General features: G+C 59.6%; 14 protein-coding genes. 4 read left to right on the plus strand and 10 right to left on the minus strand.

The genetic code is table 11. The features are described 5' to 3' along the window. Positions 1–17: 17 nt before the first annotated feature. Complete coding sequence (locus R3D51_08995; protein ID MEZ5899615.1) at positions 18–329, minus strand: SH3 domain-containing protein; 312 nt, start codon at positions 327–329, stop codon at positions 18–20. A 188-nt stretch (positions 330–517) separates the two neighbouring features. Between R3D51_08995 and R3D51_09000 the strand changes: the two genes are divergently transcribed. Then, positions 518–1,384, plus strand: a complete 867-nt coding sequence (locus R3D51_09000) for a pirin family protein (protein ID MEZ5899616.1) — start codon at positions 518–520, stop codon at positions 1,382–1,384. 88 nt (positions 1,385–1,472) lie between these two features. Here R3D51_09000 and R3D51_09005 read toward each other — a convergent pair whose 3' ends face one another. From R3D51_09005 to recA, 3 genes are all read right to left on the minus strand, one after another. Next, the gene (locus tag R3D51_09005) at positions 1,473–1,952 is read right to left on the minus strand and encodes a hypothetical protein (GenBank protein MEZ5899617.1); all 480 of its coding nucleotides are present in this window, start codon (positions 1,950–1,952) and stop codon (positions 1,473–1,475) included. A gap of 128 nt (positions 1,953–2,080) precedes the next feature. Beyond that, entirely contained in the window at positions 2,081–4,789 is a 2,709-nt protein-coding gene (gene alaS / locus R3D51_09010) for an alanine--tRNA ligase (protein ID MEZ5899618.1), read from the minus strand. A 247-nt stretch (positions 4,790–5,036) separates the two neighbouring features. Beyond that, the gene (recA, locus tag R3D51_09015; protein ID MEZ5899619.1) at positions 5,037–6,170 is read right to left on the minus strand and encodes a recombinase RecA; all 1,134 of its coding nucleotides are present in this window, start codon (positions 6,168–6,170) and stop codon (positions 5,037–5,039) included. Between the two features lie 339 nt (positions 6,171–6,509). On the opposite strand from recA, the gene R3D51_09020 reads away from it, so the two are divergent. Continuing rightward, positions 6,510–7,199 (plus strand): hypothetical protein, encoded by a 690-nt coding sequence (locus R3D51_09020; GenBank protein MEZ5899620.1) that lies wholly within the window; start codon positions 6,510–6,512, stop codon positions 7,197–7,199. A 54-nt stretch (positions 7,200–7,253) separates the two neighbouring features. Here the strand turns inward: R3D51_09020 and R3D51_09025 are convergent, their stop codons facing one another. Further along, on the minus strand, positions 7,254–9,881 hold the full coding sequence (locus tag R3D51_09025) for a response regulator (protein ID MEZ5899621.1): 2,628 nt from the start codon (positions 9,879–9,881) through the stop codon (positions 7,254–7,256). Between the two features lie 335 nt (positions 9,882–10,216). On the opposite strand from R3D51_09025, the gene R3D51_09030 reads away from it, so the two are divergent. Together R3D51_09030 and R3D51_09035 are read left to right on the plus strand one after the other, a co-directional pair. Further along, the gene (locus R3D51_09030) at positions 10,217–10,579 is read left to right on the plus strand and encodes a hypothetical protein (GenBank protein MEZ5899622.1); all 363 of its coding nucleotides are present in this window, start codon (positions 10,217–10,219) and stop codon (positions 10,577–10,579) included. A 98-nt stretch (positions 10,580–10,677) separates the two neighbouring features. After that, complete coding sequence (locus tag R3D51_09035) at positions 10,678–11,478, plus strand: helix-turn-helix transcriptional regulator (GenBank protein MEZ5899623.1); 801 nt, start codon at positions 10,678–10,680, stop codon at positions 11,476–11,478. A 47-nt stretch (positions 11,479–11,525) separates the two neighbouring features. Here the strand turns inward: R3D51_09035 and R3D51_09040 are convergent, their stop codons facing one another. Genes R3D51_09040 through R3D51_09060 form a run of 5 tightly spaced genes read right to left on the minus strand, consistent with a single transcriptional unit; the run spans position 11,526 to position 17,578 of the window. Next, complete coding sequence (locus R3D51_09040; GenBank protein ID MEZ5899624.1) at positions 11,526–12,635, minus strand: patatin-like phospholipase family protein; 1,110 nt, start codon at positions 12,633–12,635, stop codon at positions 11,526–11,528. Positions 12,636–12,694: 59 nt separating this feature from the next. Then, positions 12,695–13,486, minus strand: a complete 792-nt coding sequence (locus tag R3D51_09045; protein ID MEZ5899625.1) for an ABC transporter ATP-binding protein — start codon at positions 13,484–13,486, stop codon at positions 12,695–12,697. Further along, positions 13,483–14,448: an iron ABC transporter permease gene (locus R3D51_09050; GenBank protein MEZ5899626.1), complete on the minus strand. Its 966-nt coding sequence runs from the start codon at positions 14,446–14,448 to the stop codon at positions 13,483–13,485. The genes R3D51_09045 and R3D51_09050 overlap by 4 nt, the downstream gene beginning before the upstream one ends. Then, positions 14,445–15,290, minus strand: coding sequence for an ABC transporter substrate-binding protein (locus tag R3D51_09055; protein ID MEZ5899627.1), 846 nt, complete (start codon positions 15,288–15,290; stop codon positions 14,445–14,447). Before R3D51_09055 ends, R3D51_09050 begins: the two co-directional genes overlap by 4 nt. 50 nt (positions 15,291–15,340) lie before the next feature. Further along, positions 15,341–17,578 carry a TonB-dependent receptor gene (locus R3D51_09060; protein MEZ5899628.1) on the minus strand — a complete coding sequence of 746 codons (2,238 nt, stop codon included), beginning with the start codon at positions 17,576–17,578 and terminating at the stop codon, positions 15,341–15,343. Positions 17,579–17,779 lie beyond the last annotated feature (201 nt).

The following is a 17,779-nucleotide window of genomic DNA, read 5'->3' on the forward strand; positions in this document are numbered from 1 at the left end:
CAGACCGCGCGAACACGTCACGGACATTCTTTGGCGCGCAGGTAGCGCGTATGCATCCAACCGCGCAGGGTTCCATCTCCTGTGCTGACGGACACGCGGCACCAGCTTCCTCGGCACTTGCCGTCAAGAGCGATGATAGGACCATCTTGCGCCGTCGTGCTCATCACGATACGTGCGCGCCCGTTCGGGTCGGCGCGAAGGTTCAAGACGTCTCCTGGCGGCACGTTGACCACGTCAAAGCAAGTGCCCTCGCTTGTAGCCCGTGCCACACCCGAAAACGAGATTGTCAGCGTGGCTGCAAAAATGAATATGGACCACGACGATCGCAATCGGAACCTCCACGCAATACTACCGAATTGGGACACGATAGCAGCAATTTGTGCCCTGACGCCACCGCCTGACAGTTACCTCCGTGTGCCTATGAGCTTTGTCGCGGCCCCATTGAATCGGGACAACAGCAGACGACATTTACGCTCACTTAGGCCAACTACGAAGGCCACCAGAAAGGAGGTGCATAATGCGAAAGATCGCAGCAGTTTTCGATGCCCCGGAGCGACACTGGGTCGGCGATGGGTTTCCCGTGCGCTCGCTGTTGTCTCTTCACACGCACGGCGGCGCCATCAGCCCCTTCCTGCTTCTCGACCATGCCGGACCACATCAATTTGAACCGGCTAAGCACCGTCGCGGCGTCGGCGAGCATCCCCACAGAGGCTTCGAGACGGTCACCATCGTCTATTCGGGCGAAGTGGAGCACCGCGATTCCTCCGGTGGAGGCGGCGTTATCGGTCCTGGCGATGTGCAGTGGATGACGGCTTCCTCTGGCCTGGTGCACGAGGAGTTTCATTCCGACAGCTTCACTGCAAAGGGTGGAAGGTTCGAGGTGGTGCAATTGTGGGTCAACCTGCCTGCAAAGGACAAGTCCGTTTCACCGGGCTATCAGTCCTTGAGCAGCGCACAAATACCGACGATTGCCTTGCCTGATGCGGCAGGCAGCGTGCGTGTCATTGCGGGAGACTATTCCGGCAACAAGGGACCGGCTCGCACGTTCACGCCGATAAGCATTCTCGATATCCGCCTCAATGCAGGAAAGAGCGCCGACTTCATGCCGGCGGAGGGACACACCGCTCTGCTGGCCGTACTGAGCGGCACGGTGATGGTCAACGACGAGGCGATCGCACGAGAAGGCCAGATCGTAGCGTTGGCGCGCGAGGGCGGTGGCGTTCGCCTAGAGGCCAACAACGCTGCAAAGCTATTGTTGTTGACCGGCGAACCCATCGACGAACCGATCGCCGCCTATGGTCCGTTCGTGATGAACACCAAGGCTGAAATCGAGCAGTCAATCGCACTGTTCCGAGAGGGCAAGTTCGGTGCTCTTGCGAGCTGAACCTGTGCCGCAAGGAACAAACAAAAAAACAGAGGGTCCGGCATTCCGGACCCTCTGAGCGTTTCAAAACCACGTAGACGGGTTGAAGTTATTGGCCGCCGGATTTGATCTTGGCGTCGACGTCGGCCTGCATCCGGGCGGTCATGACGTTGAAGTCATTCTTCAGCTTGGAGCAGCTCTCGGCTTCTCCATCGCATACCACATCCATCTTGATGATGACCTGTTGGCCTTCCTTCACAATGCGACGGCATACCGCCGCCGGGTGGGCAGGCTGGCCTTCGACTGTAAAGGTGTACATCAGGGTCGGGTCTTTTTCGTTGTCGCTGTATGCGACGTACTGCTTGCTCTTGTAGACTTCCTTGAGATTGGACGCGCTCGAGTAGCGGGCGATCAGATCCTTCGCCGTGGCCGTGGGATCACCGCAGAATCCTTGAGCGGCTGATACAGTTGGGCCAGCAGCCGGCTGCGGTGTCGGCGCCGGAGTAACAATGTTTTCTTCCGCAATTGCGGACGTCATCGCGCCGAGCGCGAAGAGCATGGCAGAAAGGCACAAGCGAACGGACGTCATGATCTCAGAAACCCTCTACGACGAATGGCTCATACGGGCTTCTATAGCCGCTTCCGTCAGGAAGGAAGTCTGAAATATTGGAAAGGTTTAGCTCTCGCACCGCAACGAGCGCGAAAGCCAGTTTGCCTTCAGCCTGACAGGCGGGCTTCAATAGCCTTCAGTGCATCGCCGGCCTTGGCGCCGTCTGGACCGCCAGCCTGCGCCATATCGGGGCGGCCGCCGCCACCCTTGCCACCAAGCGCTTCCGAGCCGACCTTGACGAGATCGACGGCGCTCCAAGACCTGGTCAGATCTTCGGTGACACCCACAGCAAGCCCTGCCTTGCCGTCCTCGGTTACGCCGACGACTGCGACAATACCTGAACCGATCTGCTTCTTGCCCTCGTCGATGAGGCTGCGAAGGTCTTTCGGATTGAGACCTTGCACGGAGCGGGCGAGAAATTTCACCGCGCCGATCGTCTTGATGGCGTCGCCAGCAGCCGAGCCATTTGCAGCGCCCGCTGCAGCTCCGCCCAATGCGATCTGACGTTTGGCGTCGGCTAGCTGGCGCTCCAGCACCTTCTTTTCTTCCATCAAAGCGCGCACGCGTTCGACAAGGTCCTCTGGCCGGGTGCGCAATACACCGGCTGCCTCGCGCACACGCGCATCCTGCTCGGCAAGATAGCTGCGCGCGCCTTCGGCCGTCAGCGCTTCAATACGGCGAACGCCGGCTGCTGATGCACCTTCTCCAACGACCTTGATGACACCGATGTCGCCGGTACGCTTAACGTGCGTACCGCCGCACAACTCGACCGACCATGCCTTGTTGGCGCCGGGCCGAACGGGGCCCATGGAAACGACGCGAACCTCGTCTCCGTACTTCTCGCCGAACAGAGCCATGGCGCCGGACGCGCGTGCGTCATCGAGCGCCATCAGCCGGGTTTCCACCGGTGCGTTCTCCAGAAGCACCGTGTTGGCCATGTCCTCGACCTGCTTCACCTCCTCCGCGCTCATCGGCTTGGTATGGGAGAAGTCAAAACGCAGCCGGTCGGGTGTAACGAGCGAGCCCTTCTGAGCGACGTGCGTACCAAGAACCTGGCGCAGTGCTTCGTGCAGAAGATGCGTGGCGGAGTGATTGGCCCGCACGCGATCGCGTCGCGTAGCATCAACCGAAAGGTGCACGTGCTCGCCAACACGCACCGTTCCGCTCTCGACGTTGCCAAAGTGAACGAAGAGATCTCCAAGCTTCTTCTGCGTATCCTCGACGGCAAAGGCCGCGCCTTGTGCGCCCTTCTTGCCTTCGACCGTGATGCGGCCGGTGTCTCCGACCTGACCGCCCGATTCCCCGTAGAACGGCGTCTGGTTCAAGATAATCGCGCAGGCCTCGCCCGCGTTGGCGCTCGTGACTTCCTTGCCGTCCTTGACGATGGCGAGGATCTGACCTTCGGCAGCCGTCGTCTCGTAGCCGAGAAATTCCGAAGCGCCCGTGCGCTCCTTAAGCTCGAACCACACAGACTCGGTTGCGGCTTCGCCCGAGCCCTTCCAAGCGGCCTTGGCAGCATCCTTCTGCTTTTTCATAGCCGCGTCGAAACCCTTGGTATCGACACTGATGCCACGCGGCTTTAGTGCGTCCTCGGTCAGGTCGAGCGGGAAGCCATAGGTATCGTAGAGCTTGAAGGCGACGTCTCCGGGAAAGACCGAGCCCTTCTTGAGGCTAGAGGACTCATCACCCAGTAGCTTTAGTCCGTTCTCCAGTGTCTTCTTGAAGCGCGTCTCCTCGGATTTCAACGTCTCGCCAATCAATGCCTGTCCGCGCGACAACTCCGGGAAAGCATCGCCCATCTCGCGCACGAGCGCGGGCACGAGGCGATACATCAACGGCTCCTTGCAGCCAAGCTGATGGGCATAGCGCATCGCGCGACGCATGATGCGGCGAAGCACATAACCTCGCCCTTCGTTGGAGGGCAGCACGCCATCGGCGATGAGAAAACTCGTTGCGCGCAAATGATCCGCGATGACGCGACGGGCAGCCGTCACGTCGACATTCTTGCTCGCTTCCGTGGCGCCAACTTTCTTGGCTTCCTCGCGGATGGCGGCAATGAGATTTTCAAACAGATCGATTTCGTAGTTGTTGTGCTTGCCTTGAAGCACCGCCGCGATACGCTCCAGCCCCATCCCCGTGTCAATGGAAGGCCTGGGCAGCGCCATACGGTCGCCTGGCGCGCGCTGTTCGTACTGCATGAAGACCAGGTTCCAGATCTCAATGAAGCGATCACCGTCCGCATCCTCAGAACCAGGAGGTCCGCCCGGAATCTTGTCGCCATGATCGAAGAATATTTCCGAGCACGGCCCGCACGGGCCAGTGTCGCCCATGGCCCAGAAATTGTCGGACGTCGCAATGCGAATAATCTTGCTGTCAGGCAGTCCAGCGATCTTCTTCCAGAAGCCGAAAGCCTCATCGTCGTCGTGGTAGACGGTTACGAGAAGACGCGTCTTGTCGAGCCCGAACTCCTTGGTCACGAGGTTCCATGCCAGCTCGATCGCGCGCTCCTTGAAGTAGTCGCCAAACGAGAAGTTGCCGAGCATCTCAAAGAACGTGTGGTGGCGTGCGGTATATCCGACGTTATCAAGATCGTTGTGCTTACCGCCTGCTCGCACGCACTTTTGCGAGGTGGTTGCGCGTGGAATGGCGCGCGTCTCCTGGCCGGTAAAGACGTTCTTGAACTGCACCATACCGGCGTTGGTGAACATCAGCGTCGGATCGTTGCGCGGAACGAGCGGCGAGGACGCGACAACCTCGTGATCGTTAATCTTGAAATAGTCGAGGAAGGACGACCTTATTTCGCTGACGCTCGCCATTTGTAGCTGCTTTCGCTCTTAACCGATTGAGTAGGGAATCTTTGGTGCGCCGTTGTAGCGGCGCCCGTTTTGCCTGTCTAGAAAGGCTCATGCCGCATGGCGAGCCTAGCCTCACAACGCACGCTAAGCCCCACCCTCATGGCGCCTCCAAAGGGACAAAAGCCCAAAAAAGCACGAAGGGCGGCCCTGGAGCCGCCCCTTGCATTGATTGACCATTGCACCACCCGCCGCAGCCGGGGCACCCACTTCAGCGCTTCGCCTTCCGCTTCGGCGTATCCTCGTCATCGGGCAAAACGCCGTCCGCATCCGGCTCCTCGCCGTCATTCTCGCCCTCTTCAGGCTGAACCAGCATCTTGTCGACGATTAATCCGGCATTCTCTCGGATCGCACGCTCCAAAGTATCGGCGACCTGGGGATTGGCCTTGAGAAACGCCTTGGTGTTCTCCCGGCCCTGACCGATGCGCTCGCCGTTATAGGAGAACCAAGCCCCCGACTTCTCCACGATACCAGCCTTAACACCCAGGTCGACGAGTTCGCCAACCTTGGAGATGCCCTCGCCATACATGATATCGAACTCAACCTGCTTAAAGGGCGGCGCGACCTTGTTCTTGACGACCTTCACGCGGGTCTGACTGCCCACAACCTCGTCACGGTCCTTGATCTGTCCGATCCGGCGGATGTCGAGACGGACCGAGGAATAGAACTTCAGCGCGTTACCACCCGTTGTCGTCTCTGGGTTTCCAAACATGATGCCGATCTTCATGCGGATCTGGTTGATGAAAACCACCATGCACTTCGATTTCGAAATCGAACCGGTCAGCTTCCGCAGCGCCTGACTCATCAAACGTGCCTGCATACCCGGCAAGCTGTCGCCCATCTCGCCTTCAAGTTCAGCCTTCGGTGTCAGCGCGGCGACACTGTCCACGACCAACACGTCGATCGCGCCTGAACGCACAAGCGTATCCGCGATCTCAAGCGCCTGCTCTCCAGTGTCCGGCTGCGAAATCAAAAGCTCCTCGACCTTTACGCCAAGCTTCTTGGCATAGCCGGGATCGAGCGCGTGCTCGGCATCGACGAAGGCGCAAGTACCGCCCTTCTTTTGAGCTTCGGCCACAACCTGCAGCGCCAGCGTCGTTTTGCCGGAAGACTCCGGCCCATAGATTTCAATGATCCGGCCCTTGGGCAAACCACCGATGCCCAGCGCGATATCGAGCCCGAGCGAGCCCGTCGCGATCGCTTCGATGTCAACCTTGTCGTTGGCACCGAGCCGCATGATCGACCCCTTACCGAAGGCTTTGTCGATCTGCGCGAGAGCCTGCTCCAGCGCCTGCTTCTTATCCATCTTGCCCCCTTCAAACACTACCAGATCGTTCCGGTCCATGGTTCTCACCCAATCCCTAGGCCAAGCGCCTCGTTTCAGCAATTTACCTTTCATGTACCTTATTTGTTCTCGCAGCGCAAGCTCTATTTGTTCTCGTTTTGATTGCGGACGTTCTTGTTGTCTGTTGCTGACGTTGGGTAGCATCGGCCCGCTTTCAGACACGGCTCATGCTGTAGATTCGCTTCGGGCGGCAGCCGCCTATGCGTATCGGCGCGGAGTTGCCTAGGCACATTTTCTGGTGCCATGCTCTCGATAACGACTCGGGAAACACGGGGACGGACACGACGGCATAACGCAATACCGCATCGTCACTCGGCCATACACGCCGCGGTGGCCGGGTTGTGCTGGCTCGTTCTGAAGCATCTCAACGAGCTGGAAGCCTTCATCACCAACTACAAACCGTTCATGATGAACTACAGAGCCTTCACGGTGCCTGCCTTGCTGTTTGGGCTGGCTCTGTTGTTTCGGATCAGCGACAGGCTCGCGAATGCCTTTGTCGAAAAGATACCGCTGCTATCACCGGCGCTGCGGCGAACGCTCTGTGGCGGCGACCACATCGAAGGCGACTGGCCTCTCGTCGTCGTCGATATGGAACGCCGGGCGCTGCTCTACCTCGGCTTCCTGACCATCACGTTCAAGAACGGACAGCTCTATGTCCATGGAGACGACTGGACGCCCGACAGCGAACACGCCCAAGCCTTTCATTCCGTCCAGTCGCTCTATCATGAGCATACTTTGCAGTACTGGTACGAACAGGGCGCTTCCCTGTTCAAGCCCGATATGCGCGGATATACGGAAATCTACTTCTTCCCGCGCAATGCTGTCGCAACGCGCCACGCCGGCAAGTTCCTCGATCCTAAACATACCAGCGACATCCGCTTTTATGCCGTGCGCCAGCGTTATGGCTGGTTCCAGCGGCGTCTTTCGTCGTCCGCCGAAAAGATCGAAGCAGCGCGCAAGCTGTGGAACCAAATCAAGCCCAAGCTTTCAGTCCTGAAGTCGCGCGATATCTCGACCGATTTTGGCTGAGCACGCGCGTAGCGCGGCGGGCGTCGTGTCGGCAGCCTCGTTGGCTTGCCCATTTTACTTTGCGAGTTCTTCCTTCACCTTCATCGCGAGCTGGGGCAGCGAAAAAGGCTTAGGCAGGAACGCAAAGTCATCGGAGCCAAGCTGCTCGCGGAAGGCTTCGTTTGGATAACCCGACACGAAAATCACCTTCATCGAGGGGTTGGTCTTGCGCAACTCCTTGAACAGCGTCGGCCCGTCCATTTCCGGCATAACGACGTCGGAAACGACGATGTCCACCTTGCCCTCGTTTGCCTTCATGACGTCAAGCGCTTCAAGACCATCGGAGGCCTCCAACACCTTGTAGCCTTGCAGGCGCAGCGCGCGCACCGCGAATTGGCGAACGTCAACTTCGTCCTCGACCAGAAGCACGCATCCGGTTCCCGTGAGGTCGGTCGCTTTGCCGTCGAGACGCGATGCCTGTTTGGCGGGGGCGGGAACGTCCATCTCGTTGTCGCGCGGCTCGTAGCGCGGCAGGTAGATGCGGAAGGTGGTGCCCTTGCCGATCTCGCTTTCGGGCATGATGAAGCCGCCCGACTGCTTGACGATGCCATAGACCGAGGCCAGTCCCAGGCCGGTGCCTTTGCCGACGCCCTTGGTCGTGAAGAACGGCTCGAAGATCTTTGCCATCACTTCCGGGCTCATGCCGGTTCCGCTGTCTTCCACCTCGATCAGCACATATTCGCCAGGCGTGAAGCCCACGTGCTCCATCTTCTGCGCCTCACGTTCGGAGACGTTGCGCGTGCGGATGGCAAGCTTACCGCCGTTCGGCATCGCATCGCGAGCGTTGACGCATAGATTGATGATGACGTTGTCGATCTGGGTCTTATCGGCCTTGACGTACCAGAGGTCGCGCTCGGAGCGTAGTTTGAGTTCGATCTTCTCGCCGACGGAAGTCTTCAGGATCGGGGTGAGATCGGTCATGACCTCGCCTAGATTGAGAACGCTGACCTGCTGCGTCTGCTTGCGCGAGAAGCCCAACAGGTTGGCGACGAGCCCCGCGGCACGCAACGCGGCCGAGCGGATGTTCATCAGGTCTTTGTAGGCGGGATCGCCCGGCTTGTTGCGCTTCAACAGAAGTTCGGAATTGCCGATGATAGCGGTCAACACGTTATTGAAGTCGTGAGCGATGCCGCCCGCCAGCTTGCCGACGGCCTCCATTTTTTGAGACTGCACGACGCGCTGTTCGAGGGCCTTCTGCTCCGTGGTGTCGATGAGATAGAGAGCTGCCGCCTCCTCGCCGCTACCGGTTGCCAGCGGGCTCATATACGCGCGGCGATGCACCATCTCTTTGACCGCACCCGACACCTGACCGGGCTTTTCACCGCCCTTGAAGTCGATAGGAGCAACGTTGCCGCGTCCTGACAGGACCGCCGCCAGACCTTCCACGATCTGGGTGCGTTCGTCTTGGTCGGCATGTTGCCCCATGACGTCAGCCGCAAGGGCGCCATTGGCGGAGCGACCTTCAGGCAACATACGCCAGAAAGCCGTGTTAGCCGATGCAATGCGACCGGCGCGATCGAGCGTCGCAATACCAAAGGGTGCAGACTGGAAGAAGTGCGAAAGGCGGATTTCGGAAGATCCAAAACGCTCGCCCAAACCGCTCAGCGCGCGATTGAGCGCGGTCAGCGTGAAGCCGGCACCAGCAGGCTCGGCATAAAGCGTCAGAGGAACGATGCGACCGTCTTCGCGCGCCAGGTCTAGATCAATGGCGCGGCGACCGGCTTCCGTTTCCCGTGCGAGGTCAGTCAGCAGCCGAGCGCCGTCCTCGCCAGCAAGATCCGAAAGCGTCGCACACCGTGAACGTACTTCGCCGCGTGTAAACCCGAGCCAACCCTCAAACGTCGCGTTGACGTGGGTAACGGTTCCATCGCTCGCAACCGATAGGAAACCCAGCGGCATGCTGTCGAAGCCGGCGAGCGCCGATTCCAGTCCACCGACCTTCTGCGCCTCGCGATTACGTTCATCGGTGATGTCTGCGATCTGCCAGAGCACCAGCCCCGTGCGCTTGGAGCCGTCAAACGCATCGCGCTCAGGCGAAGCGAACGGGCGCACCGAAAGTCGCAGCCACGTCGGGCGGCGCGGCGCAAGAGGCGTCGCCTTAAGCCGGATCTCTTCACGCCGGACCTCGCCGCGCTCAGCTGCACGATTCAGCCGGAAGAATGCCTGCGACGCTTCAGGGTCACCGCCGAAGACAGCTTCGAGCGCCGCCAGCGGGCCGCTCTCAGACTTGCCGAACATCGCTTCATGGGCGGGATTCCAATAGAGCACGTTGCCTGAGGTGCCAGCGACTATTGCAGGTTCGTCGCTTGCATCCATGGCGGCCTTCAGCACGTCACCGGCCGGCAGGCGCGCGCCGATCCGCATGTGGCCAGCGGCCAGCGCGAAAAGCATGAACAGGCCGAGCATGGCCAGAACGGCGAGGATTGTCAGCAGCAGCGGCTCACCCGAGCCGGACGCAAATAATCCGAACACCACGGCGGCCGCCGCAGCGCACACGAAGATCGTGGAGAGATAGCCGCCAAACCCGTCCGCCACTGTCAGCGGATCTAAGGCTGCCGCCTCTGTTTTCAGCGCCTCGCGGTTGCCCATGGCACTGGAAACTAGCTGATTCTCAACTGGGGCGACTTCGGCGACTGCTGGCATCTGTGAGTTACTCGTACGCAACATACGGGACGTGCCGCTATTGGGCGGCGGCTTTCATACCTGCAACACTTCAATCATTAGAGTTAAAATGCCATGAACCCGATGCTCCGAAATGTACGACTTCGGTGCGTTGAGGCTGAGCTCGGGCCTCCAAGTGTTTGTTTGCTTTAAGAGATGTTGCCCGCAAGTTAGCGGCGCGTTCGAACCTGAAACGGGCCTTAACCGGATCGGGATCGTTGGCGCGATTCGCATCAAAACTCCGGGATAATGAATTTACGCACGCGCTCTGAGGTCTATGGGCGCTATCGAGATCGAGCCAGAGGGGCAAAAATCACATGGCCGAGTTGATCTACTGGATCTTCATCATGTGCGTAGTTGCGGCCATTGGCCTTGCGATCGTCGTTGGCATTCGAGCTTACATGACTGGTGCGAACCCCGCAGAGTTGCTCTTCAAACCGCGTGCTGAACCGCGTATCGGCGTCATGGAATACGCCAGTATCGACGGCCGCCGCCGGTTGATCCTCGTTCGCCGCGATGACGTGGAACACCTCATCATGACCGGTGGCCCGGTCGATGTCGTCATTGAGACGGGTATCGGGGAAAAGGCCGCAAGGGCGATGCCGGAGCACGTTCAGACTGCTACGGTTTTCACGCGCCAACCCCGAAGCTTGGGTCAAACGAGCTCAAGCGAAGGTTGAACACTAACTAATCGTACAGAATCCGCGCTTTCTCATTGCCGCAGACCGCTCTCGGCCGGTAATTTCAGACAGGCCAAGTCGAGGCGAAGCACGGGGACATGAAAAAGACCTCAAAACTTTCTGCCAGCCCGCTTTCGGGACGTGAGGATGCGCTTGATCGCATCAAGACCGCCATGGTGGAAAAGAAGCTCACCCAGGCCGAGCTGGCCGACGCAGCGGACTGTCACGAAAAAACGATACAGAACCTGCTCGGCGGACGTTCCGTGCGCGATCAGACCTTGTTCGATGTCTGTATGGTTCTAGGTCTCGAATATCCGCCCGTGCGTGACGCTTGGCATGGCGGCAACGGAAATGACGGCACACACGCATCAAAGGAGCTAAGCGGCGATGGCGGCGTGGTCGCGCCGACCTACATGGGGGCCTATACACGTGCCGCAGTCGATCATTACATCGGCAGCTATCTGACGCTGCGCCGTGCTTTTTCCACACCCGACACGATCGTGGCGTACCGGACCGACATCTCGTGGGATCCGGATTGGCCAAGCCTGCTGTTTCAGGAATGCGAGCGGCCGGATGCGCCCTACTCTCACCGCGGCCGGCTCTACATCCCGGCCTCATCGATGTTCATCCACTTGGTATCGCTGACCAAGGGCGCCATGCGGATGATCATGGTCTCGCAGTTGGATCGTGCCGGAGAGATGCGCGGGCTCATCACAACCTTGAACAAGCAGGGCGCGATGTTCCTCCCCGTGGCAACACCCATCGTCTACGCCCGGCGCGAAGCTTTCTCGGCGGATTGCGTGGGCGAGATCACGCCTGCCAAGCCAATCTACGAGAACTATCAGCGGCTCTTGAAAGAGAGCGTTACGCAAGGCTACGCGCGCCTCGTCTCTCCCTGACAGAGCATCGATCTACGAGCGCCACGACCTTCTAGCCGACCGGCCGCTCATACCGTGCGCTTAACCGGCGTCTTGGTGCGGCTTTCATGTTCTGCAGCCCGCCTTCCCAGTATCGGCACGGGCGGCGCGGTGGGAGAGCTACGCCCAAAGAAATGCCTTGCGAGATCTACACTTTCGTATTTGCCGATCGCGGAGCGATGTTCCGAAAGCCATGCATCTGCCGCCGAGCGCCCCGCACCGTGGAGATACGTGATCGTGCTCCACTCCGGTTTGAGTGTCGTCTCCGGGCTCATCGTTGCAGTCACTGGACTTGCATCGATCAAATGAAACCGATGTCGTGCGATTGGCGCAAGGCGTCCCTTGGGAAGGATTGTGCCTGCGGTTTCACGCACCGCGTTGATGATTTCTACATCGCGCAACAACGGCGCGTTGAACGTCAAGCGCGTCGCATGGTTGGAGATATCCCGCACACTTGTTGGATGCTCTTCGATGACAAGGGGCGACAGCGTGACGAGCAATGTGTCCGCAACCGGACTTTCAACGGCAAGCGTCACCAAATCTGGATTAGCAGAGAACCCGCCGTCCCAATAGGCCGCTCCATCGATCTCGACAGCGTGATGAACGGTCGGCAGGCACGCCGACGCCAGCACTGCTTCGATGGTCAGCTCTTTGCGGCGAAAGAGGCGTGCGCGCCCGGTTGGAACATGGGTCGCCGCGATCAGAAGCTCACAACCGCCGTTGCCGCGCAGAGCGTCGAAATCGATATGATCGGCGAGGATGCGCCGTAGTGGATCGAAACCAAGCGGATTGAACTCGTAAGGAGACCACAAGGTTGCAACTTGCGCCAAAGAGTTGGAGCGCGACAGTCCGTAAAGGAACGGATTCAGTCGTGTCAGGTCCGGCACGCCGGCCTTGTGAACCGCTTGCCAGATCTTGAAAAGGTTTTCACGCGCAGTTTGGCGGGTTCCTGTCGCCAAACCGCTTGCAAGCGCGACGGCATTCACCGCGCCTGCGCTCGTGGCGCTGATCCAACCGAACTCGAGGCACTTGTCCTCCAGCAGCCGATCAAGCACGCCCCAAGTGAAAGCGCCATGCGCGCCTCCACCCTGCAGAGCGAGATTGAGTTCCAGTTTTTTGCGCAAGTGGCCCCACTGCATTGTCCGCATCCATGACGTGTGCGTCATGCCAGACAACATGCATAGCGCGTCGGGCGCAGTTATGTCAGCTCAAACGGTTTGCGCAGCGCAGAGCGCGGCAAAAAGACCGGGAAGCCGTCGACATGTGACACAATGGCGTCAATCGCGAACGCATTTGCAAGGTTCTCACTGCTCAAGACTTGAGCGGGCGGCCCGTCTGCAATGCAGCATCCGGCCTTGAAAATTGCAACGCGCGTTGCGTATCGTGCGGCGAGAGAGAGATCATGCAATGCTGTCACGACAGCTTTGCCTTCCTGCGAAAGCCGTTGCAGCTCTTCAAAAAGCAGCAATGCATGAGCAGGATCCAGCCCCGCTGTTGGCTCGTCGGCGATGAGGTAAGTTGCCTCTTGTGCAAGCGCACGCGCAAACAACACGCGCGCGCGTTCGCCACCTGAAAGCCGCGCGACAGAACGCTGCGCGAGATGCGAAACATCCATACGCACCATGGCCTCAGCGATGGCTCTTTTGTCCGCATCGCCAAGACCGCTCGCAAGGCTTTGATGTGGCAAGCGGCCGAGCGCAACCACCCGCTCGCCGCTCAAACCCCAGTGCACTGTTCTGTCCTGTGGAAGGTATGCCAACTTCCGTCCAAGCGAATGGCGGTCGTAATGCGAAAGTTCATGCTCATCGAGAAGAATGCGGCCACGTTCGGGCGTCAGCAGTCTCGCCATGGACTTCAGTGCTGTGGATTTCCCAGCGCCGTTTGCACCTATGATCGCGACGAACTCGCCGGGATCAACGGCAAAGTTCAAATCGGTCAGCACAACGCGCTCGCCAAGGCGCACATCGATGTGTTCGCAAACCAAGCTCATGGGGCCAGCTCCGAACGCTTCTGCAGTACGAGCCACAGGAAGAATGGCGCACCTATGAGCGCAGTCAGCACGCCGAGCCGCAAGTCGCCGTAGGGCGCAAACAGGCGCAGCGCCACGTCCGCAAACAATACAAGGGCCGACCCGCCCCAAAGGCTAGGCCACAACAGACCGCCAGGACTTTCGCCCACCAGCGGGCGCAATAGATGGGGCACGACGAGACCGACGAAGCCGATGGAACCCGCCACCGCCGTCGCAGCGCCGACCGCAAGCGCAGAGCCCGCGATGATCTTGAAGCGCAGTCCGTTCGGATCGACGCCAAGATTCTGCGCGGCCTCCTCGCCAAGACTGAGAGCTTCCAGATCCCGCCCCGTCGTCAACAGCATCGCGAGCCCAACGGCGATAAGCGGCGCAGCCAGCCAAACATGCATCAGCGATCGGTCCGTCAGCGAACCCATCAGCCAGACCATGATCTCAACGGAGGCAAACGGATTGGCCGAAAGGTTGAGGGCAAGCGTCGTCAAGGCGGCCGTGGTAGCAGAGACGGCAACACCAGCAAGTATCAGCGACGTCGTCGATCCGCTCATGCCTGCTAGAGCGACGATGGCGACGGCGGCAACCGAGGCGCCCGCGAGGCCTCCGAGAGGTAAGGCAAGCGCGAAGGCGCCAGCGAGCCCTGAGTGGATCGCTGTCACAGCACCGAGCGCCGCACCGCCGGAAATACCGAGCAAGCCGGGCTCTGCGAGCGGGTTGCGCAGATACCCCTGCAACGCCGCGCCTGCCAAACCAAGCGCAGCGCCGACCAGTGCGCCAAGGATGGCGCGCGGAAGACGTATCTCGAAAAAGACCAGCCGGGCCGCATCGGCCGTACCGGGAAGCCCGAAGCCTTCTGGTCCAACCGACAGCGATGCGAGGAAGCCGGCGACAGCAAGCCCAAGCGCCAGCAAACTTGCGCGCGAAATCATGGAGTGGTCCGCGTGCTCAGAACGGGCCACGAGTGGCTAATCGCAACGCTGGAGCGCTTCATGGCGGCCAGCAAATCGACAGCATCAGCGATGCGTGGCGTTGCGCACATCCACAACGGCATCGGCAGATGCACGTGGGGACGCTTATTCAGCAGTTGTGCAAAGGCAGGATGGCGCAGATTGTCAGCCAGCACTGTTTTGAAATCGTTTGGCGCATTCGCTAGAACGATGAGATCCGGTGGCGCGGCGACGAGTTCTTCCAAAGGTAACCGGCCAGCCGGACCAAGCTTGATATCACGCGCGATGTTGCGAAATCCTGCGGCCTCCAACGCCGCATCGAGCAAAGTCCCCGAACCAGACGCAAGCGAATTCACCTGATAGGCAATCGCCGTCGGCCGCGCCGGCACAAGAGAGCGCGCCTCCAACAGCCTGTTGTCAAACTCCTCTATGAGCTTTTCACCGCGCGCCGGTTCGCCCGTAGCGGCCGCAATGGTCCGCAGCGTTTCCTTCATGCCTGCGAAGTCGGCCGCCAGCGGCACGACCAGAACATTGACGCCCAAGCGCTTGAGAAGATCGACGGTGGGTCCGGTGGTGTACTCGCCTGCGATGACGAGATCCGGCTTGAGCGCCAGCACCTCCTCGGCAGTTCCCTTCACCTGTTTCAGACCTCTGAGCTTGGAGGCATTGGCCGACAACGTCCGGTCGGTAGCCAAGAAACTTACCGCCGCGATGCGTTCGCGATCGACCAGATCCACGAGCAGTTGATCGGTGCACAGGTTTAGCGAAACGATGCGCTGCGGCGCCTCGGCCAAGGCTTTAGCGTTGACGGCAACGAGTGCCATCAAGGCAGCTAATGCCAAACATGCAAAACCGCAGCGCAACGTGTTCGCTCCTACTTGTATTGCGCCCACTCCAACGTGGAGGGGTCTTCGAACTTGATCCGCATACCCGCGTAGGCAGCCAATCCGGCGGTATTGAAGCCGTAAACCTCCTCATAGTTCTGATTGAGCAGGTTCTCGATACGCCCGAATAGTTCCATGTTCGGAGCTATCTGATAGGAAGCTGCCGCCGACACAAGCCAATAGCTGTCTAACGCTACGCGTTGCGAGGAGAATGTAATAGCGCTGAAGCCGAGATCCTGCATCTGGCCATTGTAAATGGCGGCAAGATTGAAATTACCCTTACCGGCATCGAACACGTAATTCAGCTCCGCGCGGCCGGAATGGGGCGGACGGCGCACTTCTTCCTGCCCGTCGCTTTCCTTTGCATTGAGGTAGGTATAGGCGGCCCCGAGGGTCAAGCCGTCCATGACGAGAAACTTGGCGGAAACCTCCACGCCCTCGCGCGTACTTTGGCCGGTCCGGTTAAATGGAATGAAGCAGAACGGCGTGCTCCCGCAGGCGCTGGCGGGCGGCACAAAGTCGAAGTCGATTTCATCCTCCAGATTGGCGTTGAAATAGGTCACGTCCACGATGCCCTTGCCGGCGAGGAAAGTCGTCTCTAGGCCCACGTCCCAGCCAAGGCTAGTCTCCGGTTTAAGATCGGGATTGGCAACGAAGCCGTAAAAGACGCCGAACTGTTCCGAAAAGCTCGGATACTTGATACCCGTGCCAACGCTGGAATGCAGACGGAACGGCGTCGCGATCTGCAACGATCCCGTCACGCGCCACGTCGTTGCGTCCTCAAAACCTTCGTTGTTGTCGTGCCTGATATTGGCGGTTAGAGACAACGTGTCGAAGTATTCGCCTCTGATCTCACCGGCGACGGAATTGCGGTCACGCTCAAAGGCATCGGAGGCGATCAGCGGCTGCTCGAACGCTTCTCGCGTGTGTTCGAGCATTCCCGTAATCGCGTGCTGCACCGGGCCGCCTTCCCCGAGCCTGAAGGTCGAGAGGTAGCCGTACTTCGTAGTGGTCGAGATGTTTCGCGACAGAAGGCCCGCGGGCGGCGAGTAGATGCCCAGATCGAGATCGCTGTTCTCCGTCTGCGCGCCGTTCACGTAGAGCTTGTGCGTCCAGGCATGATCAAAGGTATCGAGCGTTGCATCCAAACGGCCAAGCCAAAGATCGCTTGCGAACGTCGAACGTTCCTCGGACGATACAAACAAGCCATCGCGGATATCGTTGCTACCGTCCCGGTCGCCGTCGCGGTGCGATGTGCGCACCGTTGCATCGATTTTCAGATTGGGCAGAACGAGCAAACCGCCAGCGAAGCTCAAGGTGCGAAATTCGCCACCGTCCTTCTCCGTACCCGCATCGGATATATCGAACCCGTTGGTCCTGAGGCCCGACAGCGTAAGACTGCCGTGCGCGCGATCGGTGCCGCCAGAAATGCCAACCATCGCATCACGAGTGTTGAACGAACCACCTTCCACGCGGGCGCGAACGGTAAGCGGGCCTTTGCCGCCGCGCGTGATGATGTTTATCACGCCGCCGATCGCGCCTGAGCTATAGAGGCCGCTCTGGGGTCCGCGCAAAACCTCGATCTGCGCAATGTCGTCGACCATGAGGTTGGAAAAATCGAAAAAGCCGTCGCTCCCCGCGTTGACTTCGACGCCATCGATGAGAACTAGCGTTTGATTGCTTTCGGCGCCACGAATACGCACGACGGTGAGATTTTGACGGCCGCTTTGCTGACTGACCGAAACGCCGGGCAAGCTGCGCAAAGCGTCTGCCGCGGTTCGCACCTGACGATCCTTGAGCTCCGCGCGCGTAACGACCGAAACGGCGGTGCCCAGCTTGGACGCGGGTATGCCGGAAACATCGCCATTTGCAGTCGTCTGGTCGGAACCGTTGAACGCCGCGTCGGGAATGTCGCCTGCGACTTCGCCCACGTCGTCTGCTGGTGGAGCGGTATCATCCCCCGGCGCATTTGCGGCTTTCTTTGCTGGCTCGGCCGGTGGGCCGTCTGTCGATTTCACCACCTGCGGCTTAGGTTTTGCCTTCGGTTTCGGTGTGGTCGCAGGCGCAGCTTCCAGCGTTGCACCCTCCACCACAACAGGCGGCAGCTCAGCATCGGCCAATTTCGCATCCTGAGCCCGCACAGTTGCAGGCAATACGTGCGTGAATACGCCACCTGCCAGCGCAAGCGCTGCACAGTTGATCTTGGTGGCGGTCCTTCTCGTCGTCATGTGTTCCCCCGTCGATATGGCGACCGGTGGAATGCGCCTCTTACGCTAGGGAACGTATTCACTTCGACTTCGAAACTGGTGCCGATAATCCGGCTAACGACTACGATCTTGCAGTTTCGAGACTTGCTATTCCCCGACACGTCAGATGCTGATTCCCACTAGGTCTTGCATCAGTCGCCACTACGGGTGTCCGCTCTTCCG

It is taken from the genome of Hyphomicrobiaceae bacterium, assembly GCA_041397645.1.
Taxonomy (GTDB): Bacteria; Pseudomonadota; Alphaproteobacteria; order Rhizobiales; family Hyphomicrobiaceae; genus Hyphomicrobium_B.